Genomic DNA, 23,603 nt, shown 5'->3' on the forward strand with positions numbered 1-23,603 from the left:
ACACTCACCTGGAGAAGATCGAGATCGGGTTGACGACGTCGGCGGTGATCGTCAGCACCGTGAACGCGCCACCGATAAGGATGACGGCGTAGGTCAACGGCATCAGCTTGTAGTAGTCGACACGCCCGGGATCGGGCTTCTTCAGCCGGGCGTAGAGCCACGAACGGGCGCGTTCGAACCAGGCGATCGCGATGTGACCGCCGTCCACCGGCAGGATCGGCAGCAGGTTGAAGAGCCCGATGAAGATGTTCAGCGAGATGAAGATCATGAGGAAGACCTCGGGCACACCCCGCTCGATCGCTTCACCGCCGAGCCGGCTGGCGCCGACCACACTGATCGGGGTGTCGGGGTCACGCTCGTCGCCGGTGATGGAGTTCCAGAGCGCGGGGACCTTCTCGGGGATCCGTCCGAGCGCCTCGAACGACCCCTTCACGATGGTCCAGCTGTAGTCCGCGGTGGCTCCGAACGCGCCACCCGGCCCGTACGTGACCAGGGCCGGCTCGTCGGTGTCCGGCCCGATGCCGGCGACGGCGACCTTGGTCACCGGCCCGTCCGGGTCGTCGATCGGGGTGCGCTCGGCGGTGACGAGGTCGACCGTCGCGGTCTGCGGTGCACCGGCACGGGTGTATTCCACCGCGACCGGACCGGCGGGCAGTGCCCGGATCGCGTCGGTCAGCTGACCGTAGTTCTGGATCGTGGCGGTGCCGACGCGGGTGATGACGTCACCGTCCTGCAGCCCGGCCAGGGCCGCCGGCGCCTTGGGATCGGTCGCCTGGCAGCCGGCCTCGTTGATCACCGTCTGCACACAGTCACCGACCGTGACCATCGCGGGCATGGCCCGCTGCTCGGCGGCGGTCGTCGGCAGTGCCGGGTTCGGCAGACCGACGAAGACCGCGGCGAACCAGATGGCGACGACCGCGAGGATGAAGTGGGTGATGGAGCCCGCCGACATCACGATCGTCCGCTTCCACACCGGGAAGCGCCACATCGCACGCGGCTGGTCCTCGGGCAGGATGTCCTCGTCCTGCGGCGTCATCCCCACGATCTTGCAGAAACCACCGAGCGGGATGGCCTTGAGGCCGTACTCCGTCTCACCCCGGTGGAACGAGAAGATCGTCGGGCCGAAGCCGACGAAGTACTGCGTGACCTTCATGTTGAACCGCTTGGCCGTGATCATGTGACCCAGCTCGTGCAGGCTCACCGAGATCAGGATCGCGAGCGCGAACGCCGCCGTTCCCAACCAATACAGCATCAGGCTCCTTCAGCCGCAGTCACGATCATCCGCTGTGCCTGGGCCCGAGCCCACGCCTCCGCGGCGAGCACCTCGTCGACGGTACCCGGTGGGCCGAAATCGGGGGCCGCCGCGAGCACCGCCGCCACTGTGTCGACGATGCTCAGAAAAGGTAGCCGACCGGCGACGAACGCGGCCACACACTCTTCGTTCGCGGCGTTGTAGACCGCGGGCCGGCAGTTGCCCTCGCGCCCGGCGGCCTTGGCCAGCTCGACCGCGGGGAACGCCTCGGCGTCGAGCGGACGCAGCTCCCAATTGTGCGCGAGCGTCCAGTCGACGGCCGCGGCCGCGCCGGGCACCCGGTCGGGCCAGGCCAGCGCCAGGGCGATGGGCAGCCGCATGTCGGGCGGGCTGGCCTGCGCGAGCGTGGAACCGTCGGTGAACTCGACGAGCGAGTGCAGCACCGACTGCGGATGCACCATCACGGCGATGTCGTCGTACGGCACGTCGAACAACTCGTGCGCCTCGATCACCTCGAGCCCCTTGTTCACCATGGTGGCGGAGTTGATCGTGACAACCGGGCCCATGTCCCAGGTCGGGTGCTTGAGCGCCTCCTCCGGCGTGACGTTCGTCAACTCGCTGCGCCGCCGGTCACGGAAAGCGCCCCCGCTGGCGGTGAGCACCAGGCGGCGCACCTCCCGATCGCTGCCCCCGCGCAGGCACTGGGCCAGCGCCGAGTGCTCCGAGTCGACCGGCACGATCTGCCCGGGCCGGGTCATCGCGGCCTTGACCAGCGGGCCGCCGGCCACGAGCGATTCCTTGTTCGCGAGGGCCAGGGTCCGCCCGGCGCGCAGGGCCGCCAGCGTGGGAGCCAGCCCGAGGCTCCCCACCACCCCGTTGAGCACGACGTCGCAGGGCCACTGGGCGAGCTCGGTCATCGCGTCCGGCCCCGCGACGATCTTGGGCAGCTTGAAGTCCCCGGTGGCCCAGCCCCGCTTCTGCGCCTCCGCGTAGAAGGCCAGCTGCAGATCCTGGACGGCACTCGACCGGGCCACGCCGACGACGTCGACACCCAGCTCGAGCGCCTGGGCGGCGAGCAGCTCGATGCTGCCCCCGCCGGCGCCGACCGCAACGACCCGGAACTGGTCGGGGTTGCGCCGGACGATGTCGATGGCCTGGGTGCCGATGGACCCGGTGGAACCTAGAAGGACTAGCTCACGCATGGCTGCCATCTTCCCGGACGCCCGCACGCCGCCGGAGCCGAGGCTGTGGACAACGGCGGATTGTGGATGACCCGGCATGGGGTATGTGAGGCGCATGCGTAATCTGCGCCGGACCCTGGCCTTGCCGTTTCGCCCACTGCGGGGGCGTGACCTGGCGCTGCACGCCGCCGCTGTGACGTTCTACTCCGGGATCGCGGTGGTCCCGGTGGCGTTGCTCGCCATCTGGATCACCGGGCTGATCGCCGGGCCGGACCGGGTACGCCGGCTCACCGGGCGCACGATCGACGCCCTGCCGGATGCCATCGGGGCGCCGCAGGCCCTGGCGCGGCTCATCGACGCGGGGTTGCACCTGACCCCGATGCTGGCCCTGGCGAGCCTGCTGCCGGCCACTCTCTACGGCGAGGGTCTGCGCCGGGCCTTCGTCTCGCTGCGGGAACCCGGTGAGTCCCTGGTCGGCTGGCGCGGCCGGGTGCTCTGGCTGCCCCTGCTGGCGGCCGCCCCGGCACTGCTGCTCAGCCTGTTCATGGCGCTGCCGGTGACCAGCGGCCTCTGGGTACGCGGTGGGTGGTACGCCGTGGCCGGGGTGGTCCTGTCGTTCCTGGCCGCCTGGCTGGTGCTGACCCCCGTGGTGATCTGGGTGTACCGCGGCGTCGCGCCCGGCCGGCCCGAGTGGCTGTCGACCGTGCTGGTCGGCTCGTTCACCGCCGCGAACCTCTCCGGGTTCCTGCACGGCTTTGTGCTCTTCTGCTCGCTGCCGCTCGATCTCGGGGTGCCGTTCGGCGGTTTCACCGAGATCGGTGGCACGGTCGCGGTCGGGCTCTGGCTGTATCTCTTCCACGTGATCGTGCTCGCCGGGTACGCGGCCACGCAGAGCGCCAGCGCCTATCAGAGGGCTAGACGCGCACGAGATCGGACTCCTGGTCCTCACGGATCCCGTAGCGGGAATACAACCGGCCCAGAGGCCCCGGGGCCCACCAGTTCCACCGGCCCAGCAGCCGCATCGTCGCCGGCACCAGCAGCGCCCTGACCAGGGTGGCGTCCACGACGATGGCCACGATCATGCCGACGCCGATGGTCTTGATGACGGTCACCCCGCCGGTGGCGAAGCCCGCGACCACGGTGATGAGCAGCAGCGCGGCGGCCGTGATGATGCCGCCGGTGTGCTGCAGGCCGCTCGCCACCGCGGCGGTGTTGTCCCCGGTGCGATCCCATTCCTCGCGGACGCGGGAGAGCAGGAACACCTCGTAGTCGGTGGCCAGCCCGAACAGCACCGCCAGCACCAGGATCATGTTGCTGGGCTCGATGAAGCCGGTCGACTCGAAGCGCAGCAGCCCCTCGAGGTGCCCGTCCTGGAAGATCCACACGACCACGCCGAACGAGGCCCCGATCGAGACCGCGTTCATCAGCACCGCTTTGATCGGCAGCAGCACCGAGCCGAAAGCGAGGAAGAGCAGCGCCATGGTGGCGACCGCCATGATCAGGGCCATCCACGGCAGCCGGGCCGAGAGGCTGTCCAGCAGATCGAGATCGACCGCCGGGCGCCCACCGACCAAGGCCTCCGGGTTGAGGTGCCGGATCCCGGAGACGATCTCGCGCGCCTCCGCGCCCGGGAGTGTGCCCGGGTACGTGACCGTGATCAGCGAGGCCGCTCCTTGCTGCGCGGTGACGGTCGCGCCCGTGACGTCCGGCAGGGCGGCGATCCGCTCCGCCAGACCGTCGGCCGGCGCCTGGAGGAAGACGCTGATCGGGTTCTCGCCGCCACCGGGGAACTCCGCGGCGATCCGCTCCCCCACGACCCGGGCCGGGCTGCCGGCGGGCAGGACGCGCTCGTCGAAACCACCGAACTCGACCTTGAGGAAGGGCGCCGCGAACGCCGCGAGGACGACGAGCACGCTCACCGCGTACAGGATGGGTCGTTTCATGACGCTGCGCGCGACCCGCGCCCACGCGCCGGAACCCTCCGGGTGCTCGCGCCGGGGCAGGGGGATGCGCAGCTTGTCGATCCGGTGCCCGAGCAGGGACAGCCCGGCCGGCAGGACGGTGAGGGCGGCCAGCATCGCGACGAGCACGGCGGCCATGCCACCGATCGCCATGCCGCCCAGGAACGGCTGCGGGAAGATCAACAGGCTGGAGAGAGCCAGGACGATCGTGAGACCCGACACCATGACCGTACGACCGGCCGTCGCGACCGTGACCCGGATGGCGGCCGGCACATCCCGCCCCCGGGCCAGCTCCTCGCGGAATCGACTGACCACGAACAGCGAATAGTCGACCGCCATGCCGAGCCCGAGCAGGGTGATCACGTTGATCGCGAAGACGCTGATGTCGGTGACATAGGTCAGCGCCCGCACGGCGACGAACGCCCCGAGGATCGCGATCCCGCCGATGAGCAGCGGCGACAGCGCCGCGACCAGCCCCCGGAAGATCAGCACGAGCAGGACGAACAGCACCGGCAACGAGAAGATCTCCGCCCGGGTGATGTCCTTCTCGGTCTGCGTGTTGGCCTCGTCCGTGAACGCCACCAGGCCGCCGACCTCGGTGGTCAGCCCGCTCGCGGCCAGCTCCGGCTCGATGCGGTGATAGGCGGCGACCTTGTCGTCCTCGTCGTCCGCCCGCAGCTGAACACCGGCGAAGGTGGCACGCCGATCGGTGCTCACCATGGGCTCGACGACCTGCCCCACCTCGGGGAGAGCCCCGATCCTGGCGATCGCGGCATCGACGGCGCTCCGGAATGTCGGATCGTCGACCGTCTCCGCGTCGCTGGACCACAGCACGATGAGATCCGGGTCACTACGACCGAACTCCCGCGCGATGGCCGCCGCGGCCCGATTCGACTCACTGCCGGGGTCGTCGTAACCCCCGCCGGTGAGCGCGCCGAAAACGCCCGCGCCCCAGGTCGCACCGGCGACCACAAGAACGCAGGCAGCACCGAGGACCCACCGACGGGCCCGGACGACCGCTCTGCCCCACCAACCGAACACGTGTCTGTCTTACACGGTCGGAAGCCTGGCACGCGAGTCGGTCTCATAAGTCCTTTTAGCCGGGAACGCGTGGCCCAGGAGCGCGCTAAAGTCGGCCCTCATGAACGCTCTGCCGTCGCGTGCTGACGTTGTGATCATCGGCTCGGGCCACAACGGCCTGGTCTCCGCGGTGCTGCTCGCCCGCGCCGGCCTCTCCGTCGTGGTCCTCGAGGCCGCCGCCATGCTCGGCGGCGCCACCCGCACGGAACACCCGTTCACCAAAGTCCCCGGGCTGGGCCAGTCCACCGGTTCCTACCTCCTCGGCCTCATGCCGCCCGAACTGCTGCGAACGCTCGACGTCGACATCCCGGTGCTGCGCCGCGACCCGCACTACTTCCTGCCGACACCCGGCGGCCCCGGCTCGCCCTATCTGCTGTTCGGGACGGACCGCGACGCGACCCGCGCCCAGATGAAGAAATTCTTCTCACCCCGCGACATCACGGCCCACGAAGCGCTCCAGGTCGAGATCGCCGCACTGCGCGCCGACCTCGCGCCCGCCTGGCTGCGCGAGCCCGGCTCCGTCGAGGAGACCGCCGACCGCTACATCCGGCCGCAGCTCCAGAGCACCTTCATCGATCTCGTACGCGGTTCGGTCGCCGACTACCTGGCCCGGTTCGGCTTCAAGAGCGAACTGCTGATGAGCATGTACGCCGTGACCGACGGCCTCTCCGGCCTCAACGCCGGCCCCGACGACCCGGGCACCGGTCACAACTTCCTCGTCCACAACATGTGCCGCCTGCCCGGCGCGGACGGCACCTGGATGATCGCCCAGGGCGGCATGGGCACGGTCTCTCAGACCTTCGCCACGGCCGCCCGGGCCGCCGGAGCCCAGATCTTCACCGGTACGCCGGTCAGCGCGGTCACCGTGGACCAGGGAGCCGCCAGCGGTGTGGTGCTCGCCGACGGCCGCTCGGTCTCGGCGCGGGTCGTGCTGGGAGCCTGCGATCCGTACCAACTGATGTCGCTGGTGCCCTCAGGAGTTCTCCCCGCCCAGCTGACCGATCGGATGGAGTCCGTCCGCCGCCCGGGCACCACGCTCAAGCTCAACATGGCCCTGTCCGGCCTGCCGTCCTTCTCCTGCCTGCCGCCGGGCTCGCCGTCCCCGTTCGGATCGACCATCCACCTGCTGCCCGGCTCGGCGGGGCTCGCGGGCCTGGCCGAGACCGACTCCCCCATGGCGGCCCTGCGAGCCATGTGGGCGGACGTCCAGGCGGGCCGCCTCCCCGACGAGCCCACCATCGAGTGGTATCTGCACACCACCATCGACCCGTCCCTGCAGGACGACGACGGCCACCACTCGTCGGCGTTGTTCGTCCAGTCGGTGCCGTACACCCTCGACGGCACCACCTGGGACGAGGCGTTGCCGGGTTACGTCGCCCGGCTCCTGGACCTCGTCGACCGTTACGCCCCCGGCACATCCGCGCTGGTGGCGGACATCATGCCGCTGACCCCGCCAGGGATCGAGAAACACTTCGGCATCACCGGCGGCCACATCCACCACGTCGACAACACGGTGGCCTTCAACGACCGCATGCCGTACGCCACCGGCCTCGACGGCCTCTACGCGGGCTCGGCCGGGGCCCACCCCGCCGGCAGCGTCATCGGAGCGGCCGGCCACAACGCGGCCCAGCGCATCCTGGCCGACCTCGGCCGCTGACACCGAGCTTCAGAACCGCCCAGCCAGCTGACCGCAGCGCCCACCCGAACAGCCGGACCACCAGCCCGGTCCGCGGCCGGAATCCCGCGGCGGCCAGGCAGCAAGCGTCGAGTGCCCGGACCCGGCAGACCAACAGCGGACTGCTGCGCTCCCAGCAGATCCGCCAGCCACCGAGCCCCAACGCACGCGCGGGCCGCCAAGCCCAACCCGACCGCAGGCCGCAAAGCCTCCAGCCCCCGCGTGGGCTGCCTGCGCAAGCCTGGGCTGCCACCGCCACCGCGGGGCCGCCACGCAAGCGCGGGCGGGCGCGGGCGGGCGGGCGGGCGAGCGGGCGAGGGCGGGCGGCCACCGCGGGCGTCGGCCCGGCTGCGCGCCGTCCAGACCGCCGGCCTCCCGCTCGGCCGGCATGGCATGGGCAAGCGCTCAGGCCGCACCTCGCGCTCGCATGAGGCTGTGCGACGTCGAACGGGCTGAGGCGGATGTCGTCTGTCGCTGGGTGCGACGCTCAACCCGTTACGCCGTACGCGTCAGGATTCGGTCTTCTCGGCTCGGATCTTGTGGCCGACGCTGGTCAGGCAGCGGCCGCTGGGCAGGTCGAACTTCCAGCCGTGGAGCTGGCAGGTCAGGACGTTGCCGTCCACGATGCCGAAGCGGCTCAGGTCGGCCTTGAGGTGGGGGCAGCGGCGCTGGACGGTCCAGTCGCCGAACTGGGTGTCCTCGGCCTCGACCTCCTTCTCGTGCTCGTCGTACCAGCCCTCGGCGTACTGGAGGCGTTCCTCGCTGAGGCACTTGAAGAAGGCGTAGACGAACTCGTTGTACTGACCGATGCGGGCCGCGGAGAAACGGCAGGAGAGGAACAGAGAGTTCACCCAGTCGCCCTCGTCGATGAAGATGAGGTGCTCGATCAGCTCGCGCTGGGTGCGGAAGCGGTAGCGGACCTTCTCGTCGGCGTAGGGGCGGACCTGCTTGCCGGGGAAGTCGACGACGATCGACTCGACCGAGGCGCCGTCGTAGCTGACCAGGTCGAAGCGGACCGGGCCGCCGACGCCCTTGGCCATGTAGATGGATTCCTCAAGCAGCGGCTCGATCCGCTTCTTGAGCGCGCCGAGGACGTCGATCTCGGGGTGCCGCCACGAGGCCTTCTCGGCTGCGATGATCGGGGCCTTGCGCTCGCGCATCTCCTCGAGGTGGGCCGTCTTGTTGGCGAAGAACTCGTCGACGTCGGTCGGGTGCGTGGTCTCGATGCTCCCGGTGGTGAGCTCGGACACGCTGCCCGGCAGCAGGACGACGCCGTTGGTGCCGCCGACCTTGGCGTACTCGCTCATGAAGACCGACTGGTCGGGGAAGATGTTGCCCTCGTCGCCGTGGATGTCGTTGAACTGCCACAGGTCGTCGTCGAGGAAGCACGGCGGGCCGGCGATCGGGAAGACGTGGTCGGCCTTCAGGTCGTCGATGTAGCGCCAGGTGCGGTCGAACTGACGGTCCCGCTTCTGCTTGCCGAACGCGGTCTTGGCGGCGTTGGGCAGCTCGTAGACCATCGGATACCAGATGGCGCCGGAGAACTGCAGCATGTGGGCGTGGACGTGGCCCAGCTCCGCGAAGACGGACAGGTCGGACGGGCGGGCGTCGTTCTGGTTGAGCACCCGGATGCCGTCGTGCTCGACCCAGAGCGAGGAGTCACCGATCGGGCCGTCGGTCGGACTGATCAGGGCCTGGATCATGACCTTGAGGCCGCCGTCGAGCTCGTGCACCTGGTTGGTCTTGGTGCGCAGGAAGCTCGTGAAGCCCAGGGCACGCAGCTCGTCCTCGAGCTGGCTGGTCGGATACTCCGGCAGGAGCACCGTCGCCTTCTTGTTGACGAACTGCGTGAGGTGCGCCGCGTCGAAGTGGTCCCGGTGCAGGTGGGAGACGTAGAGGTAGTCGACGTCACCCAGCGTCTCCCAGTCGAGCAGGGAGTTGTCGGGGAAGGGGAACCACGACGCGAAGAACGCCGGGTTGACCCACGGATCGCACAGGATGCTGCCCGCGCCCGTGTCGATTCGCATGCTGGCGTGGCCCGTGCCCGTGATCCGCACCGTTTTACTCCCTCGGCTGTCCAAATCCGACGGCTTCGAAGGTACCGGGTCCGGCTGAGGACGGCGCGCGCGGTGGCCCATCCCTGTGGATAACCGGGCCTTGCCGATCCGGCGTGCGGGCCTCGTGCGAGACTGGAGGCGCTCAGAGTGATCGTTTCCTCAGGAGGACCGAGTCGTGGCAGAAGAGCCGGTGTACGCACCTGACCAGCTCAAGCCGGGCAACCGCAGGCAGGCCCGGACCGGTGCCCTGGTCACCGCCGGCATCTTGCTCCTGATGCTGTGGGGTAACCACGAGGGCAACACGGAGAACGTGTACCTCATCGGTTCCGCGGCGGCGCTGATCCTGGTCGTCCTCGTCGACGTCGTGCTGCGCCGCAACGGCCTCAAGCCCGAAGACCATTAAGACCGGCGTCACCCCAGCACAAAGGCCCGCCCTCTCCGTGAGAGGGCGGGCCTTGCTGCTTCTGTACGCGCTCAGCGGCGGCGCAGCAGGATGTCTTTGACCTCGCGCAGCGCGGCGTCGACCTCGGCCTCGAAGTAGCCACCCGGAACCAGCCCGAACTGCAGCGTGTCGAGCTCGTTCTCGGGAACCGGCATCGGGCCGCGTCCCGTCATGGCCTGCAGGATGCCGGCGAACAGCCCATCGACCTGTGCGGGGTCGTAGCCGCTGCCGAACCGGCGCGGCTGGAACGTGCGGCGCAACTGGTCGACCCGCTGGAGTTCGGGGCTGCCGCCGGGGCCGGGGCCACCACCCATGCCGGGGCCACCACCCATGCCGGGACCGCCACCCATCGGCGGGCCGCTGACCTGCTGGCCACCCATGCCCGGGCCGCCACTCATCGGCGGGCCACTCATCGGCGGGCCACCGAAACCGCCGCGCTCGGGCAGGCGCATCTCGCTGGTCATCTCGGACTTGCCGTGCCGGCCGGGCTCGAACTGGTCGTAGCCGCCCGTGTCGTACGCCTGCGGGGCCTGCGGCTGCTGACGCTGCGGCATCTGCTGGCCGTAGCCGGGCTCCTCGTAGCGACCGTAGGAGTCGGGCGCGGGCATGGGCGGACGCTGCTGCATCTGCTGCGGCTGCATGCGCTCTTCCTGCGTGTACGGGTCCCGCCCGTACTGATCCTGCGGTGCGTACTGGTCCTGCGGTGCGTACTGGTCCTGGGGCGCGTACTGGTCCTCGCGGCCGTACTGGTCCTGGGGCGCGTACTGATCGTGCTGGGCGTACTGGTCCTGTTGCGCGAACTGGCGGTCGTCCCCGCGCACCGGCGCCTGCAGGCGCTCGGTGGGCGGCGCGACGTTGCGGCCCATCGCCTGGCTCATGCGGTCGGGGTTCATCCGCTCGGCGACGCCGCCACGCATCGGCTCGGGACCGCCACGCATGGGGTCAGGACCGCCACGCATCGGCTCGGGTCCACCGCGCATCGGGTCGGGGCCACCGCGCAGGGAGTCGGGCTGCATGCGGGCCTCGGCGGGCCGGCCGCCGCGGTCCTCGAACTCGGCGAGCTGCCGCTCGACGCGGTCGAGGTGCAGGTCGACCTGCCACTCGTCGTAGCCGCCGAAGCGCACGCGGAAGACGACGTCGTGCACCTCCTGGGCACCGACGGGCGCGCCGGACTGCTCACCGGCGAGGGTGGCTTCGACCCGGTCGAGGAAGGCGTCGACCTCGTCCACCTTGTAGCCGCGGCGCAGTGCGCGACGGCGGAAACGCTGCCCCTGACTCGTCACAACGTCTCCCAAATTCGCGTCCGCTGGGTCCTGAGCCCAGTCATCGTGCCACCTCCGCGTCGGCGGTGGAGCCGCCTGCGTCCACCGCCGTGAGCTCACTCGCGGCCAGCTGGCCGCACGCACCGTCGATCTCCTGGCCCCGGGTGTCGCGGACCGTGGTCGACACGCCGGCCTCGCGCAGCCGGCGGACGAACTCCCGCTCGACCGGCTTCGGGCTGGCGTCCCACTTGCTGCCCGGCGTCGGGTTCAGCGGGATCAGGTTCACATGCGCCAGCTTGCCCCGAAGCAGCTTGCCAAGCAGGTCGGCACGCCAGGGTTGATCGTTCACGTCCCTGATCATGGCGTATTCGATGGAGATCCGACGCCCGGTCCGCGCCGCGTACTCGAACGCGGCATCGAGCACCTCGGCCACCTTCCAACGCTGGTTGACGGGCACCAGCTCGTCGCGCAGATCATCATCGGGGGCATGCAGGGACAGCGCAAGGGTCACCTGAAGCTCTTCGGCGATCAACCGGCGCATAGCGGGCACGAGCCCCACGGTGGAGACGGTGATGTGCCGTTGTGAGAGCCCCAGCCCCTCCGGAGCGGGTGTGGTGAGGCGGCGGACCGCCTCGATCACCCGGGGGTAGTTGGCCAGCGGCTCGCCCATGCCCATGAACACGACCCGCGACAACCGCGGCGGGGAACCGGTGACCGCGCCGGAGGCGGCCACCCCGGCGAGATACACGACCTGGTCGACGATCTCGGCGACCGAGAGGTTGCGGGTGAGGCCGGCCTGGCCGGTGGCGCAGAAGGGGCACGCCATCCCGCAGCCCGCCTGGCTGGAGACACAGGCGGTGATCCGGTCGGGGTAGCCCATCAGCACGCTCTCGACCATGGCGTTGTCGTGCAGCCGCCACAGTGTCTTGCGGGTCGCGCCGTCGTCACAGGCCATCTCGCGCTGAGGGGTCAGCAGCGGGGGGAAGAGGTCACCGGCGAGCCGCTCACGAGCGGCGGCCGGAAGGTCGGTCATCGCCTCGGGATCGCGCACGAGGCGGCCGTAATACTGCGTGGAGAGCTGCTTGGCACGGAACGCGGGCAGCCCGAGCTCGGTCACAGCGGCCTTGCGCCCGGCCAGGTCCAGGTCGGCGAAGTGGCGCGGAGGCATGGTGGGACGGCGGCGCGTCTTGACCGCGTCAGGGGTGTCGGGGCTGGTCGGGATGACCGGAAGAATCGTCATGGCCTGTCAAGTCTCCCACGTCCGGTACACATGCCTACCCCGGCGGCGCGATGATCGAGAGCAGCAGGTATGCCGCGGGGACGGCGAACAAGATCGAATCGAGCCGGTCCATCAGGCCACCGTGCCCGGGAAGCAGGTTGCTCATGTCCTTGATCTTGATGTCGCGCTTGAGCATCGACTCGGCGAGATCGCCGATCACAGCGGCGACGGAGATCACCGCACCGAACAGCGCACCCCAGTAGAACGGGACATCGAGCAGGAAATAGAGCAGCAGTGAGCTGCCGGCCGACGCGGCGAGGACCGACCCGCCGAAGCCTTCCCACGACTTCTTGGGGCTGATCGCCGGGGCCATCGGGTGCTTGCCGAAGAACACCCCGGCGGCATAGCCACCAGTGTCGGAAAGCACAACCGCGAGCAACGTGCACAGTACGCGAGAAGCCCCGTCGTCCGGCTTGACGAGCAACAGACCAAATCCGAGCAGCAGCGGTACGTACACCGTGATGAGCGCCGCGATGCCCATGTCCCGCAGGAATCCGGCCTTGTGCTCACTGAAGCGCCACACGAGCGTCGCCAGCAATGTGGCGATCAGTCCCAGTTGAAGCGCATCAGGGCCCTCGAACCAGGCCAGTCCGGCCATCAGCAGGCCACCGGCGAGCAACGGGATCAGGGGTGGGTTCGCCCCGGCCGCCTTGAGCGCCCGGACCATCTCCCAGATGCCGACGCCGACCGCGACCCCGATCACGCCGAGGAACGCGGGCGGCCAGACGAACAGGGACACGAACACGACCAGGACCATGCCGGTGCCGACCGCGATCGCGGCGGGCAGGTTGCGGCCCGCGCGACCGTTCGGCTTGGCCGGTTTGCCGTCGCGCCCCGCCCGGCGCTTGCCCGGCCCCCGACGAACGGCCTCGGCGGCGGCCTCCGCGGTGGTCAACTCCCACTCCGCCTGCGATGTCGAGGTGGCCGCCGCGGGTGCCGCCCAAGCGGGCTCCGGCACGGCGGGACCCGGTGCCGCTGCGGGCGTACCCCAGGAGAGATCTTCCGGTCGCGGAGCTTGCGCGCCGCGACCGGGCTGGTCCACGATCCGCTCGGTGGGCGGGTTGTATCCGGCGTAGGGGTGCGGGGCGTCGGAGGGTCCGGACGCACTCCCACCGGTCGAGGGATGCCCACCGCGGGGCTCGAGGTACGACATCAGACCTCGAGCAGCTCGGCTTCCTTGTGCTTGACCAGCTCATCGACCACGGCGACGTACCGCTGCGTGGTGTCGTCCAGCTCCTTCTCGGCGCGGCGGCCCTCGTCCTCGCCGGTCTCGCCGTCCTTGACCAGGCGGTCGAGCTGCTCCTTGGCCTTGCGCCGCACGTTGCGGATCGCGACGCGGCCCTCCTCGGACTTGCCGCGCGCGATCTTGATCATGTCGCGGCGCCGCTCCTCCGTCATCTGCGGGAGGTGGATACGCAGCTGCGTGCCCTCGTTGTTGGGGTTGACACCCAGGTCGGAGTCACGGATAGCGCGCTCGATCGGGCCGATCTGGGAGGCGTCGTAAGGCTTGACGATCACCATGCGCGGCTCGGGCACACCGATGGAGGCCATCTGCGGCACCGGGGTCGGCGCACCGTAGTAGTCGACGACGATCTTGGCGAACATCGCCGCGTTGGCACGGCCCGTGCGAATCGCCGCGAACTCCTCCTTGGCGTGCTCGACCGCGCTCTCCATCTTCTCTTCGGCCTCGAAGAGGATCTCGTCGATCACCGCTCCGTCGCCTCCTTGTTCCTAGAAAACTCAACCGGTGGTGGATGTGGCGCGGATCAGGCGGTGATCAAGGTACCGATCTTGTCGCCGCTGACGGCACGAACGATAGTGTCGTCGCCCTGGGCCCCGAAGACGAGCATCGGCAGGTTGTTCTCTTCGCAGAGACTGAAAGCGGCCTGGTCGGCGACCCGCAGACCCTTCTGGAGAACACCCGCGAACGTGATGTGCTCGATCTTGCGGGCGTCGGGGTCGGTCCGCGGGTCCGCGGTGTAGACACCGTCGACACCGTTCTTGCTCATCAGCACGAGATCCGCGTGGATCTCCAGCGCCCGCTGAGCGGTGACCGTGTCGGTCGAGAAATACGGCATGCCGGCACCGGCGCCGAAGATCACGACCCGGCCCTTCTCGAGGTGACGGATGGCGCGCAGCGGGATGTACGGCTCCGCGACCTGGGCCATCGTGATCGCGGTCTGGACCCGCGTCTCGATGCCTTCCTTCTCGAGGAAATCCTGCAGGGCGAGACAGTTCATCACGGTGCCGAGCATGCCCATGTAGTCGGCACGGTTGCGGTCCATGCCGCGCTTCTGCAGCTCCGCGCCACGGAAGAAGTTGCCCCCGCCGACCACCACGGCGACCTGCACGCCGCGCCTGGTGACGGTGGCGATCTGCCGGGCGATGCCTTGCACGACGTCGGGGTCGACGCCTACCGCTCCGCCGCCGAAGACCTCGCCGGAGAGCTTGAGGACGACCCGCTTGGGCCGTTCGGGCCGCGGTGAGGGAACCTCGCCCACCGTGGCAGTCTGTTCGGTCACCATAGTCATGCCGACCCCGCCCTTCCTTCGCTAACAAGAGACCTTATGTGACGGGGAGGCCGGGCGCTTGACTCGCGTCCCGACCTCCCGCGCAGTGCGCTGTGGCTGGATTACTCCTGGCCGACCTCGAACCGGACGAAGCGCGTGACCTCGATGCCGGCTGCGGTGGCGACCTGCTTGACCGTCTTCTTGTTGTCGGTGACCGACGGCTGCTCCAGCAGCACGAAGTCCTTGAAGAAGGAGTTCACCCGGCCCTCGACGATCTTGGACAGCGCCTGCTCGGGCTTGCCCTCTTCGCGAGCGGTCTGCTCGGCGATGCTGCGCTCGGACTCGACGGTCTCCGCGGGCACCTCCTCGCGGGTGAGGAACTTCGGCCGCATCGCGGCGATCTGCATGCCGACCGCGCGGGCGTCGTCGTCGCCGGCCTCGTCGGTCTTGCCGGTGTACTGCACGAGGACACCGACCTGCGGCGGCAGGTCCTGCGCCTTGCGGTGCAGGTACACCGCGACGGTGCCGTCGAGCTCGACGAAGCGGTTGACCACGATCTTCTCGCCGATCTTGGCGGAGAAGTCCTGGATCAGGTCGGCGACGGACTTGCCGTCGTCCAGCGTCGAGGCGAGCAGCGCGGCGGCGTCGGCGAGCTTGTTCTGCACGCCGTGCTCGACCAGCTGCGCGCCGAGCGCGACGAAGTCGGGGGTCTTGGCGACGAAGTCGGTCTCGCAGTTGAGCTCGAGCAGCGCGTTGCCGAAGTGGCTGACGATGCCGTTGGCGGCCGTCCGGCCGGCACGCTTGCCGACGTCCTTCGCACCCTTGATGCGCAGGAACTCGACAGCCTTCTCGAAGTCACCGTCCGACTCGTCGAGCGCCTTCTTGCAGTCCATCATGCCGGCGCCGGTGAGGTCGCGGATCTTCTTCACGTCCGCGGCGGTGTAGTTGGCCATGACTCTCTCTGATCCTCTGAAGTCTCGATCTGGCGGGGCCGGCCGCCGTGAGGCGGCCGGCTTCCTTCAGGACCTACTGCGCGGCGGGTCTTACTCCGCGGCGGTGGCGACGGGCTCGGCGGCCTTGGCGGGCTCGGCAGCGGCGGGCTCGGCAGCAGCCGGCTCGGCAGCGGCGGCGGGCTCAGCGGCAGCCGGCTCGGCAGCGGCGGCGACGGGCTCGGTGTCCGTGGCCTTCTTCTCGGCACCCTCGTAGAGGTCGCGCTCCCACTCGGGCAGCGGCTCGCCGGCGGCGACAGTCGCCTCGGGCTTCGCGTCCGCGTCGCCACGGTTGCGGCCGGAGCGCGAGATCAGGCCATCGGCGACGGCGGCGGCGATGACCTTGGTCAGCAGCTCGGCCGACCGGATCGCGTCGTCGTTGCCCGGGATCGGGAAGTCGACCTCGTCGGGGTCACAGTTGGTGTCGAGCACCGCGATGACCGGGATGCCCAGCTTGCGGGCCTCATCGACGGCGATGTGCTCCTTCTTGGTGTCGACGACCCAGATCGCCGACGGGATCCGGGTCATGTCCCGCAGGCCACCCAGGGTCTTCGTCAGCTTGATCTTCTCGCGGTTGAGCTGGAGGGTCTCCTTCTTGGTGTAACCGGCGGCCGTGCCGGTCAGGTCACCCAGAGCCTCAAGCTCCTTCATGCGCTGCAGACGCTTGTACACCGTCTGGAAGTTGGTGAGCATGCCACCGAGCCAGCGGTGGTTGACGTACGGCTGGCCGACGCGGGTCGCCTGCTCGGCGATCGCCTCCTGCGCCTGCTTCTTGGTGCCGACGAAGAGGATGTGGCCACCCTCGGCGACGGTGTCACGCACGTACGCGTAGGCCTTCTCGATGTACTCGAGGGTCTGGCGCAGGTCGATGATGTAGATACCGTTGCGCTCGGTGAAGATGAAGCGCTTCATCTTCGGGTTCCAGCGCCGGGTCTGGTGCCCGAAGTGGACACCGCTTTCCAGCAGCTGACGCATGGTCACGACGGCCATGGTGAATTGCTCCTTGTTTTCCCTGGTTGTCACGCCCACCGGCGGTAGGCATCCTGGCGCCCGGTCGCCGACCCAGGGCGGACCCGATGAATATCGGGACCAGGGAGGGCCGTCGCTGCCGGCCGATCGAACACCGCGAAGACTGCGGCTATCGGTCACGGCACGTGCAGAGGGCGCGCGAGGTCGACCGCGCGGGGCGGTCGCCGGTGACAAGCATACGCCGTGGGCGTGGGGGCCTGCTTCCGGGCGGCTGTGCCGCTGCTCTCAGCCCACACCCAGGCCCGCGGCGAGCAGAAGGAGGAGGCCGACCGGCAGGTACGCCAACGGCGGGCGCAGCCAGGCTTCCCTCGTATTGGCACGACCGCCCGCGGCAAGGGAGTAGAGCCCGGTGCCGGTGAGCGGCAGCCCCAGGGTCAGCAGCACCGCGGGAACGACCCCGGCTGCGGACGGGTCGTCCACGAATGTCGCTTGGACCAGAAGAAGGACAGCCGGAACAAGAAGGATGACCGTGACGACAGCGAACACAACCGCTGAAACCGGTCGGCTCGCGTTGTACACGCTCTCCGGCGCGGACGGCGGTCGTACGCCGGCGGTCAGCGGCACCATGCTGGTCGGCTCGTTGAAGCTCTCCGAGACCGGCGGCGCGCCGGGAGTGCCCGCGGGGCGTACGGGCGGGTACTCAGGGCCACGGACCGGGATGCGGATCTGCCCCGACTCGGACGGGCTCTCCGGCACCGGATAACCGGGCGGCGTCACGTAAGGGTCGGCGGGGCGCTGGTCCGGGATGCGGAAGGCACCGCTGGGACGCTCGCTCACCCCCGAGTCGTAGGCGCTCGGGTTCGAGGCTGTCTCGGATGCCCGCTGGCCTGCGTACCAGCTCGGCTCCGGGTCTTCGGCGTACCGGCGATGTCCGTCCACGATTGTGCACCGTAGGTGACCCGGACGCGTCGTGCCACTGGTGGGGCCTTATCAGGTGCCGACATTGACCCTGTGGTTATCCACAGTTGCGCTCTGTCCACAGGCAGTCTCACGCCGGACCTGGAAATAGGTCAGGGTCGCGGCCATGACGAACGAGAGACAGGCGGTCGGCGCCTTCGGGGAGCGGGTCGCCGAGCGCCACCTCCAAGAGCAGGGCCTGGTCGTGCTGGCCCGCAACTGGCGCTGCGACCGGGGCGAGATCGACCTGATCCTGCGGGACGGCGACATCATCGTCTTCTGCGAGGTGAAGACGCGGCGCGGGGACGCCTACGGAAGTCCCGCCGAGGCGATCAACATCGTGAAGGTCCAGCGTCTGCGCCGCCTCGCGGCCCGTTGGCTGACGCATTCATCGGTACGCACCGCCGTGGTGCGTTTCGACGTCGTGTCAGTCCTCCCCCAGCCCAAGGGGCCCGCGAAGGTCGACCATCTGCGCGCGGCGTTCTGAGATGAGCTACGCGAAAGTGCTGTGCGTCGGCCTGGTCGGCATGACGGGGCATCTGGTCGAGGTCGAGGCGGACCTGTCCGCCGGGCTGCCCGCCGTCGCGCTGACCGGGCTGCCCGACACCGCCCTGCACGAAGCGCGGGACCGGGTCCGGGCCGCCCTGGTCAACTCCGGTCAGGTCTGGCCCAACCGGCGCATCACGGTCAACCTCCGGCCCGCCATGCTGCCCAAACACGGGAGCGGGTTCGATCTGTCTGTGTTGCATGCTTGCCAGGCATAAACGATCGGGCTTGCCGGTGTTACCAGCTCCGGCCTGCTTCTTCCCTGCTAGGAAGGGGTCTATCCGTGATCAACACGGCAACCATCACCGCGCCCAGCGCCCTGGACCTCCGCGTCCAGCGTCCCGCCGGCGCCAGCACGTTCAACCTCACCGCCTACCGCGGTGGCGACCAGGTCGCCGAGCTCACCCGCACCGTGAACACCCCCGGCGAGGCCTTCGCCACCGCACAGCAGTTCACCGACGCCGCGGCGATCGCCGCCGGCCCGTGCCCCGCCTGGTGCGTCACCGGCCCCCACGAGGCCTACCCCACCGACCACCTTGACGACGGGTCCCGGCAGCACTCCGGCAACGAGGTCCGCCTCACCGTCCCCGGCTCCATGACCACGCAGCCCGTCAGCCTCGACATCCAGCCCACCTGGATCCAGGGCGGCGCCGAGCCGGCGCTGGTCTACACCACCATCTCCGAGGCCGGCCAGACCGTCGCCGAGCTGCTGATGGACGCGGACCAGGCCGAGGCCCTTGCGGCCCAGCTTGTCGCGACCGCCGCCCAGCTCCGCGCCAGCGTCGTCACCGCGGCGGCTGCCCGATGAGCGCCTACCCGCTCGACCGCCCCAGCGGCGACCCGCGCTTCACCATGGGCCTGCTCTTCAACGTCATCGCCGTCCTCACCGGGGCCGGCTACCCGCCCATCACCAGCGGCCCCGACCTGGTCCGCCTCCAGGAGGCCCTGTTCGGCTTCCTCTACACGACACCGGCGACCGTGCTCAACGATCATCCGGGGTGGTGCCGGCGCCAGGGCTGCGACGCCCTCGGCCACATGTCGGAGCCGGTCCATGCCGGCCACGTCGACGAACCCGTCGGTGTCGACGTCGCCCTGGTCCAGCTCGACCTGCCCACCGGCACCACCGTCACCCTGCTCGAGCTCGGCGTCACCGGCCCTGATCCGGGAGACCGGCACTCCCGCCTGATCAGCCTCGACCAGGGCGACGAGCTCGCCGTTGCCCTGCGCATGCTGCAGCGACGGGCGGCCGGCTGATGACCACCGCGCTGTCCTGGATCCTGAAGGAACGTGCTCTGACCGCGGCCGCCGGCTTCCTCCTCCTGCTGCTGGGAATCGCCGCCGTACGGGGTATCCGAAAGGTGGTTCGTTCACCGCGGCCCGACAAACTGATGTCCCGCGCGTTGACCATGATCACCCTGCTGTGGTCCGGTGAAGCCACCTGGGAACTGGGCACCCAGGTCCTGCATCTGCCGTGGTGGGTCGTCCTGCCCCTGCTCCTCGTCCTCGAGGTCAACCTGGCGATCGCGATGGTCCGCGCCGAGCTCCACCTACGCGAGCACGGCCATCCCGGGCATTACGTCCGGACCGCGTGGATCGTCGCCGTGGTGATGGGCGCTGTCGGAGCGGGAATCTCCGGCAGCCTCACCGAAGCGTTGCTTCGGCTGGCCGTGCCGCTGCTGGCGGTGAACACCTGGGCAGACGGGGTCCGCCCCGCCCCTGGCGTCCGCACCATGTCGGGGTCGGTGACCTGGCGGTGGACCCCTCGTCGGTTCCTTCTCGCCCTCGGCGTGATCGAGCCGGGCGAGCGGGACGTCAACACTGTGCACCGGGAAAGGTTGACGCAGCAGATGACCCGCCTGCACTACCTGACCGAGCACGGAATGGCCGTGCTGCATGCTCGGCGATGTGGCCGGCTGGCCCGGCTCACCCTGGCTGCCGATGACGCGATGGTGGCCGATGTACGGGCACGAGTAGCACGCACGCGGTGGGTGACCGATCCGGGTCAGCCAGGCATTGCCTCTGAACCGTTCGTGATCCGCTTCGACCATGAGCGGCCTATCGGCCCGGATCGAGGTCCTGAACCGGTGCGTGAACCGGTCCGCGCAAGCTTCGATTACGCCCGGCCGATCGGCCCGATGCCCGCGAAGAGGGCTCAGGCCAAGCGGGTCAAGCCGAGGTCGCTGACCGCTCAGGAGCGGGTCCTCGCGGCGCACAAGGCGACGCCGAAGGCCACGCACGAGCAGCTTGCCGAGCAGCTCGGGGTGAGCGTCTCCACCGTGAAGCGGCACCGGCCGAGCGGTTCATCATCTGGATCTTCACCTGCGAGAACGCGCCGTAGCGCTCGCACACCTGAGCTGGTCGACGCGTCTGTGTGACGGCTCCCGTGGCTGCCCTCGTTCCGCCAGCCGGGGGCGGTCGCGGAAGCCGTCACCACAGGCGGCCCAGTAGGGAGACAAGATGCCCGACCCGCAGATCGACGTCGCGAAGCTGGCTGAGCTCCGAGCCCGGAGCGACATGCGCATGACCGACCGCTACGGCCCCAACTGGCGCGACCTCCCGGTCAACCGCGAAGCCCTCGACCAGCGCGAAGCCCAAGAACGAGGAGAAACCCGATGAACATCGGCACGATTTTCGCGGCCCTGTACGCCGCGCACCAGGTCGCGGACCACCACGTCCAGACCGACTGCCAGGCCCGCGACAAGGGCAAGCCCGGTCGCGATGGTCAGCTCGCCTGTCTCCGCCACGTCGCCAGCTACACCGCCACCGCCGTTGTCGCCTTGGCCGCCACCGCCGCGGTCACCGGCGCTCGGCCGCAGCTCGGCCGCGTCGCCGCCGGCCTGGCGCTCTCCGCGGTCACCCACTATGTCATCGACCGCCGCAAGCCTCTGCGGCGCTTCGCGGAGCTCACCGGCCACGCCGGCTTCTACCAGCTCGGCGCCCCGCGCCCGGAGCACGACGACAACCCGTCGCTCGGCACCGGCGCCTACGCGCTCGACCAGTCCGCCCATGTCGGATTCCTCTTCGCCGCGGCACTGATCATCGGCGGAGGTAGGACCAGATGAGCTGGTGGAACAAGGACCAGCCGGCGTCGGTCCGGGCGGACGCCGTCCGCGACCTGATCAAGCTCGGCATGCGCGAGACCGACGCCGCTGACCGCGACATCCACAGCAAGGAGTTCGACGCGGCGAAGAACGCTTACGACCTGCGGACCCGCACCGCGACCAAGGCTGAGCTGACCGCCGCGCACGAGGCGCTCCGGCGGCACGGCTACTGATCCTGCGCGCCGCCCGCCCTCACGGCCTGGAAACCCGGGCGGGCGGCGCCCCTCTGCGAGGAGAGACCAGCATGGCAGAACCGATTGAGGCGTACGACGCGGAGACCGTCGATGCCACCCCGGGCGCCCTCGGCGCCCCGGTCGACCCGCCGGCCCGGCCGCCGACGTTCGCGGACGTCGTCACTCGCGCCGACGAGCGCCGGCCGATCGTTCCCGCGAGCCTGCGCAGCAGGGCCGGCCGTCACGCCCTGGTCGTGTGGCTGATCGCGGCCGCGACCCACGGCCTGCTCTTCCACCTGACCCGGTCCCCGAAGTACGCCGGGAAGATCGTCCTGTGGGCGCCGGTCGGGCTGTGGCTCGCGATCTGGCGCCCGCTGCGCTGGGCCACCGCCGAAGACGGCAACCGGCACCTGCGCAAGGAAGCGGAGAACCGCGGTGACATCGCCGCCTGGCTCCAACTCGACGCACGGCGCATGCAGCAGGCACCCACCCGCTTCAAGATCCTGGGCGTGGTCCTGGTGCTCCTGAGCGCCGCTTGTCTGGCCGGCCGCTTCCTGGCACCCACCTGGGCCCAGGCCATGACCATCACCGTGGGCGTCATGGTCATGGCCCGGGTCGGCCGGCCGGCGGACCGGCCCATCCTGGACCGGGTGTTCAACGCCAGCCGCTTCGTGCGCCTCACGGCGGAACTCACCCGCGCCGCCCTGGTCGCCGCCGGCGCCGGGATCAAGGACCCAGCCGGTGTGCGGTTCGACAAGGAGATCTACCGCGACGGCCCCGGCTACACCGCCCAGGTCACCCTGCCCGTCGGGATCATCGCCTCCGACGTGATCGAACGCCGCGACTACCTCGCCGCCGGCTTCCAGCTGCCGATCGCCCAGGTGTGGCCCGAACCGGTCGAGGGCGCCCACCCTGGGGTGCTCGGGATTTGGGTCGCTGACCGGCCCGTGGACCGGATGAAGCAGCCCGTGAGCCCGCTGATCGAGTCCGGGTCGCTCGACTTCTGGGGTCCGCTGCCGTACGGCACCGACAACCGGATGCGGCCCCTGTTCTGGCGCCTCGACGAACGCAACAGCCTGTTCGGGGGCATGCCCGGCTCCGGCAAGACCCTCGCCGCCCGCAACGTCGCCCTGGGCGCCGCCCTCGACCCCCTGGTCCAGTTCGCGATCTCCGAGCTCAAGGGCTCCGGCGACTTCGACGCCTTCGAGCCGCTGTGCGGAGAGGGCATGTACGCCTCCGGCGCCGACGACGCCACCAAGCAGCGCACCATGGCGATCCTGCGCTGGCTCGACCGCGAGTGCGAACGCCGCGGCCCCCTGATCCGCAAATGGGCGGCCCAGGGCCTCAACCGCGACAACAAGCTCAACCGGGCCATCGCCCTGGCCGACCCGTCCCTACGGCCGATCCTGGCGGTCTTCGACGAGATCCAGGAACTGTTCACCGACCCGGACCTCGGGAAAGACGCCAAGGCCCTCGGGATCTCCGTGGTCAAACGAGGCCGCTCGCTGGGCATCCACCTGATCTTCGCCAGCCAGCGCATCGACACCCAGTCGGTACCCAAGGGTGTCAGCTCCAACGTCTCCAACCGGCTGTGCCTCGCGGTCCCGTCGCACGTGGAGGTGGAGCTCGTGCTCGGCACCGGTTCCTACAAGGCCGGCTCCCGGCCGACCACGTTCATCCCGCCGGCGCACGGCGTGAACACCTGGGCTGGGTGGGGTTACCTCGCTGGGCTGCAGCGCCCGGTCCGGGCCGCGTACATCGACAACGAGACCGCGGAGCAGATCGTGGCCCGGGCCCGGGCGCTGCGCGGCGACCTGGTCCCGGTCGACCTTGAGCAGGAATCCGACCGGGACGTGCTGGCTGACGTCATCCGGGTCTTCGCTCACCTCAACCGGCCGGGTCTTCAGTGGCAGCAGCTGGCCGAGCTCCTTGCGGAGCAAATGCCCGGCCTGTACGCGGGCATCACCGCCGAGGCGGTCAGCGCGGAGGTCCGCGCCCAGGGCGTGCCGTCCGTCGACGTGAAGGCCGGCGGGCAGGTCGCGAAAGGCTGCCGCCGCGATGCCCTCGACGAGGCGTTGACGCGGCGAGAGCTCGGCTCCTGACCGGGTAGCGGTAGCGGCCCACGGATGTCTCCGGAACGTCCCTGGACGGCTTCTGGGCTGCCCGGAG

Annotated in this window: 22 protein-coding genes and 2 pseudogenes; 12 read left to right on the forward strand and 12 right to left on the reverse strand. The window is 69.8% G+C overall.

The window, feature by feature from the left end; all coding sequences use genetic code 11:
* Positions 1–4: 4 nt before the first annotated feature.
* Both ACIA6A_RS03715 and dxr read right to left on the reverse strand, forming a co-directional pair.
* Positions 5–1,252, reverse strand: coding sequence for a M50 family metallopeptidase (locus ACIA6A_RS03715; protein ID WP_396095838.1), 1,248 nt, complete (start codon positions 1,250–1,252; stop codon positions 5–7).
* The gene (dxr, locus tag ACIA6A_RS03720) at positions 1,252–2,463 is read right to left on the reverse strand and encodes a 1-deoxy-D-xylulose-5-phosphate reductoisomerase (RefSeq protein WP_396096440.1); all 1,212 of its coding nucleotides are present in this window, start codon (positions 2,461–2,463) and stop codon (positions 1,252–1,254) included. Before dxr ends, ACIA6A_RS03715 begins: the two co-directional genes overlap by 1 nt.
* 85 nt (positions 2,464–2,548) lie before the next feature.
* Between dxr and ACIA6A_RS03725 the strand changes: the two genes are divergently transcribed.
* Positions 2,549–3,481, forward strand: coding sequence for a YhjD/YihY/BrkB family envelope integrity protein (locus ACIA6A_RS03725; protein ID WP_396095839.1), 933 nt, complete (start codon positions 2,549–2,551; stop codon positions 3,479–3,481).
* On the opposite strand, the pseudogene ACIA6A_RS03730 reads toward ACIA6A_RS03725, so the two are convergent.
* Positions 3,480–5,435 (reverse strand): annotated as a pseudogene (locus ACIA6A_RS03730) (MMPL family transporter); the annotation flags it as partial. The gene ACIA6A_RS03725 and the pseudogene ACIA6A_RS03730 overlap by 2 nt on opposite strands.
* Positions 5,436–5,535: 100 nt before the next feature.
* Between ACIA6A_RS03730 and ACIA6A_RS03735 the strand changes: the two are divergent.
* A complete protein-coding gene (locus ACIA6A_RS03735) occupies positions 5,536–7,131 on the forward strand; it encodes a phytoene desaturase family protein (RefSeq protein WP_396095840.1) in 1,596 nt (531 codons plus the stop codon).
* A 527-nt stretch (positions 7,132–7,658) separates the two neighbouring features.
* On the opposite strand, the gene ACIA6A_RS03740 is transcribed toward ACIA6A_RS03735, so the two are convergent.
* The gene (locus tag ACIA6A_RS03740) at positions 7,659–9,206 is read right to left on the reverse strand and encodes a Rieske 2Fe-2S domain-containing protein (protein ID WP_396095841.1); all 1,548 of its coding nucleotides are present in this window, start codon (positions 9,204–9,206) and stop codon (positions 7,659–7,661) included.
* A gap of 175 nt (positions 9,207–9,381) precedes the next feature.
* On the opposite strand from ACIA6A_RS03740, the gene ACIA6A_RS03745 reads away from it, so the two are divergent.
* The gene (locus ACIA6A_RS03745) at positions 9,382–9,609 is read left to right on the forward strand and encodes a DUF2631 domain-containing protein (RefSeq protein ID WP_396095842.1); all 228 of its coding nucleotides are present in this window, start codon (positions 9,382–9,384) and stop codon (positions 9,607–9,609) included.
* A gap of 71 nt (positions 9,610–9,680) precedes the next feature.
* Here the strand turns inward: ACIA6A_RS03745 and ACIA6A_RS03750 are convergent, their stop codons facing one another.
* From ACIA6A_RS03750 to ACIA6A_RS03785, 8 genes are all read right to left on the reverse strand, one after another.
* On the reverse strand, positions 9,681–10,931 hold the full coding sequence (locus ACIA6A_RS03750) for a DivIVA domain-containing protein (RefSeq protein WP_396095843.1): 1,251 nt from the start codon (positions 10,929–10,931) through the stop codon (positions 9,681–9,683).
* 40 nt (positions 10,932–10,971) lie between these two features.
* Positions 10,972–12,150, reverse strand: a complete 1,179-nt coding sequence (rlmN, locus tag ACIA6A_RS03755; RefSeq protein WP_396095844.1) for a 23S rRNA (adenine(2503)-C(2))-methyltransferase RlmN — start codon at positions 12,148–12,150, stop codon at positions 10,972–10,974.
* A gap of 34 nt (positions 12,151–12,184) precedes the next feature.
* Positions 12,185–13,342 carry a phosphatidate cytidylyltransferase gene (locus tag ACIA6A_RS03760; RefSeq protein ID WP_396095845.1) on the reverse strand — a complete coding sequence of 386 codons (1,158 nt, stop codon included), beginning with the start codon at positions 13,340–13,342 and terminating at the stop codon, positions 12,185–12,187.
* Positions 13,342–13,899, reverse strand: a complete 558-nt coding sequence (frr, locus tag ACIA6A_RS03765; protein WP_396095846.1) for a ribosome recycling factor — start codon at positions 13,897–13,899, stop codon at positions 13,342–13,344. The genes ACIA6A_RS03760 and frr overlap by 1 nt, the downstream gene beginning before the upstream one ends.
* Before the next feature lie 56 nt (positions 13,900–13,955).
* A complete protein-coding gene (pyrH, locus tag ACIA6A_RS03770; RefSeq protein ID WP_396095847.1) occupies positions 13,956–14,720 on the reverse strand; it encodes a UMP kinase in 765 nt (254 codons plus the stop codon).
* Positions 14,721–14,821: 101 nt separating this feature from the next.
* Positions 14,822–15,652, reverse strand: coding sequence for a translation elongation factor Ts (tsf, locus tag ACIA6A_RS03775; protein WP_396095848.1), 831 nt, complete (start codon positions 15,650–15,652; stop codon positions 14,822–14,824).
* A gap of 90 nt (positions 15,653–15,742) precedes the next feature.
* On the reverse strand, positions 15,743–16,678 hold the full coding sequence (gene rpsB / locus ACIA6A_RS03780) for a 30S ribosomal protein S2 (protein ID WP_396095849.1): 936 nt from the start codon (positions 16,676–16,678) through the stop codon (positions 15,743–15,745).
* Between the two features lie 264 nt (positions 16,679–16,942).
* A complete protein-coding gene (locus ACIA6A_RS03785; RefSeq protein WP_396095850.1) occupies positions 16,943–17,596 on the reverse strand; it encodes a hypothetical protein in 654 nt (217 codons plus the stop codon).
* Between the two features lie 145 nt (positions 17,597–17,741).
* On the opposite strand from ACIA6A_RS03785, the gene ACIA6A_RS03790 reads away from it, so the two are divergent.
* The 9 genes and pseudogenes from ACIA6A_RS03790 to ACIA6A_RS03830 all read left to right on the forward strand — a co-directional run bounded on the left by ACIA6A_RS03790 (position 17,742) and on the right by ACIA6A_RS03830 (position 23,536).
* Positions 17,742–18,101 carry a YraN family protein gene (locus ACIA6A_RS03790; protein WP_396095851.1) on the forward strand — a complete coding sequence of 120 codons (360 nt, stop codon included), beginning with the start codon at positions 17,742–17,744 and terminating at the stop codon, positions 18,099–18,101.
* 1 nt (position 18,102) lies between these two features.
* Positions 18,103–18,357 (forward strand): annotated as a pseudogene (locus ACIA6A_RS03795) (magnesium chelatase domain-containing protein); the annotation flags it as partial.
* 86 nt (positions 18,358–18,443) lie between these two features.
* Positions 18,444–18,968: a DUF6907 domain-containing protein gene (locus tag ACIA6A_RS03800; protein WP_396095852.1), complete on the forward strand. Its 525-nt coding sequence runs from the start codon at positions 18,444–18,446 to the stop codon at positions 18,966–18,968.
* On the forward strand, positions 18,965–19,414 hold the full coding sequence (locus ACIA6A_RS03805; protein ID WP_396095853.1) for a hypothetical protein: 450 nt from the start codon (positions 18,965–18,967) through the stop codon (positions 19,412–19,414). Before ACIA6A_RS03800 ends, ACIA6A_RS03805 begins: the two co-directional genes overlap by 4 nt.
* The gene (locus tag ACIA6A_RS03810) at positions 19,414–20,535 is read left to right on the forward strand and encodes a hypothetical protein (RefSeq protein ID WP_396095854.1); all 1,122 of its coding nucleotides are present in this window, start codon (positions 19,414–19,416) and stop codon (positions 20,533–20,535) included. Before ACIA6A_RS03805 ends, ACIA6A_RS03810 begins: the two co-directional genes overlap by 1 nt.
* Positions 20,536–20,617: 82 nt before the next feature.
* A complete protein-coding gene (locus tag ACIA6A_RS03815) occupies positions 20,618–20,776 on the forward strand; it encodes a hypothetical protein (protein ID WP_396095855.1) in 159 nt (52 codons plus the stop codon).
* Entirely contained in the window at positions 20,773–21,222 is a 450-nt protein-coding gene (locus ACIA6A_RS03820; RefSeq protein ID WP_396095856.1) for a DUF3307 domain-containing protein, read from the forward strand. The genes ACIA6A_RS03815 and ACIA6A_RS03820 overlap by 4 nt, the downstream gene beginning before the upstream one ends.
* Positions 21,219–21,434: a hypothetical protein gene (locus ACIA6A_RS03825; protein ID WP_396095857.1), complete on the forward strand. Its 216-nt coding sequence runs from the start codon at positions 21,219–21,221 to the stop codon at positions 21,432–21,434. The genes ACIA6A_RS03820 and ACIA6A_RS03825 overlap by 4 nt, the downstream gene beginning before the upstream one ends.
* 71 nt (positions 21,435–21,505) lie before the next feature.
* Entirely contained in the window at positions 21,506–23,536 is a 2,031-nt protein-coding gene (locus tag ACIA6A_RS03830; protein ID WP_396095858.1) for a cell division protein FtsK, read from the forward strand.
* Positions 23,537–23,603 lie beyond the last annotated feature (67 nt).

It is taken from the genome of Actinoplanes sp. NPDC051494 (assembly GCF_044454705.1).
Lineage (GTDB): Bacteria > Actinomycetota > Actinomycetes > Mycobacteriales > Micromonosporaceae > Actinoplanes.

Excerpts from the sequence above, each read along its gene's own strand:
- rpsB (WP_396095849.1), bottom strand. The coding sequence starts at position 16,678 with ATGGCCGTCGTGACCATGCGTCAGCTGCTGGAAAGCGGTGTCCACTTC.
- ACIA6A_RS03725 (WP_396095839.1), top strand. The coding sequence starts at position 2,549 with ATGCGTAATCTGCGCCGGACCCTGGCCTTGCCGTTTCGCCCACTGCGG.
- ACIA6A_RS03810 (WP_396095854.1), top strand. The coding sequence starts at position 19,414 with ATGACCACCGCGCTGTCCTGGATCCTGAAGGAACGTGCTCTGACCGCG.
- ACIA6A_RS03715 (WP_396095838.1), bottom strand. The coding sequence starts at position 1,252 with ATGCTGTATTGGTTGGGAACGGCGGCGTTCGCGCTCGCGATCCTGATC.
- tsf (WP_396095848.1), bottom strand. The coding sequence starts at position 15,652 with ATGGCCAACTACACCGCCGCGGACGTGAAGAAGATCCGCGACCTCACC.
- rlmN (WP_396095844.1), bottom strand. The coding sequence starts at position 12,150 with ATGACGATTCTTCCGGTCATCCCGACCAGCCCCGACACCCCTGACGCG.
- ACIA6A_RS03735 (WP_396095840.1), top strand. The coding sequence starts at position 5,536 with ATGAACGCTCTGCCGTCGCGTGCTGACGTTGTGATCATCGGCTCGGGC.
- dxr (WP_396096440.1), bottom strand. The coding sequence starts at position 2,463 with ATGGCAGCCATGCGTGAGCTAGTCCTTCTAGGTTCCACCGGGTCCATC.
- ACIA6A_RS03805 (WP_396095853.1), top strand. The coding sequence starts at position 18,965 with ATGAGCGCCTACCCGCTCGACCGCCCCAGCGGCGACCCGCGCTTCACC.
- ACIA6A_RS03790 (WP_396095851.1), top strand. The coding sequence starts at position 17,742 with ATGACGAACGAGAGACAGGCGGTCGGCGCCTTCGGGGAGCGGGTCGCC.
- ACIA6A_RS03815 (WP_396095855.1), top strand. The coding sequence starts at position 20,618 with ATGCCCGACCCGCAGATCGACGTCGCGAAGCTGGCTGAGCTCCGAGCC.
- ACIA6A_RS03760 (WP_396095845.1), bottom strand. The coding sequence starts at position 13,342 with ATGTCGTACCTCGAGCCCCGCGGTGGGCATCCCTCGACCGGTGGGAGT.
- ACIA6A_RS03830 (WP_396095858.1), top strand. The coding sequence starts at position 21,506 with ATGGCAGAACCGATTGAGGCGTACGACGCGGAGACCGTCGATGCCACC.
- ACIA6A_RS03825 (WP_396095857.1), top strand. The coding sequence starts at position 21,219 with ATGAGCTGGTGGAACAAGGACCAGCCGGCGTCGGTCCGGGCGGACGCC.
- pyrH (WP_396095847.1), bottom strand. The coding sequence starts at position 14,720 with ATGACTATGGTGACCGAACAGACTGCCACGGTGGGCGAGGTTCCCTCA.
- ACIA6A_RS03820 (WP_396095856.1), top strand. The coding sequence starts at position 20,773 with ATGAACATCGGCACGATTTTCGCGGCCCTGTACGCCGCGCACCAGGTC.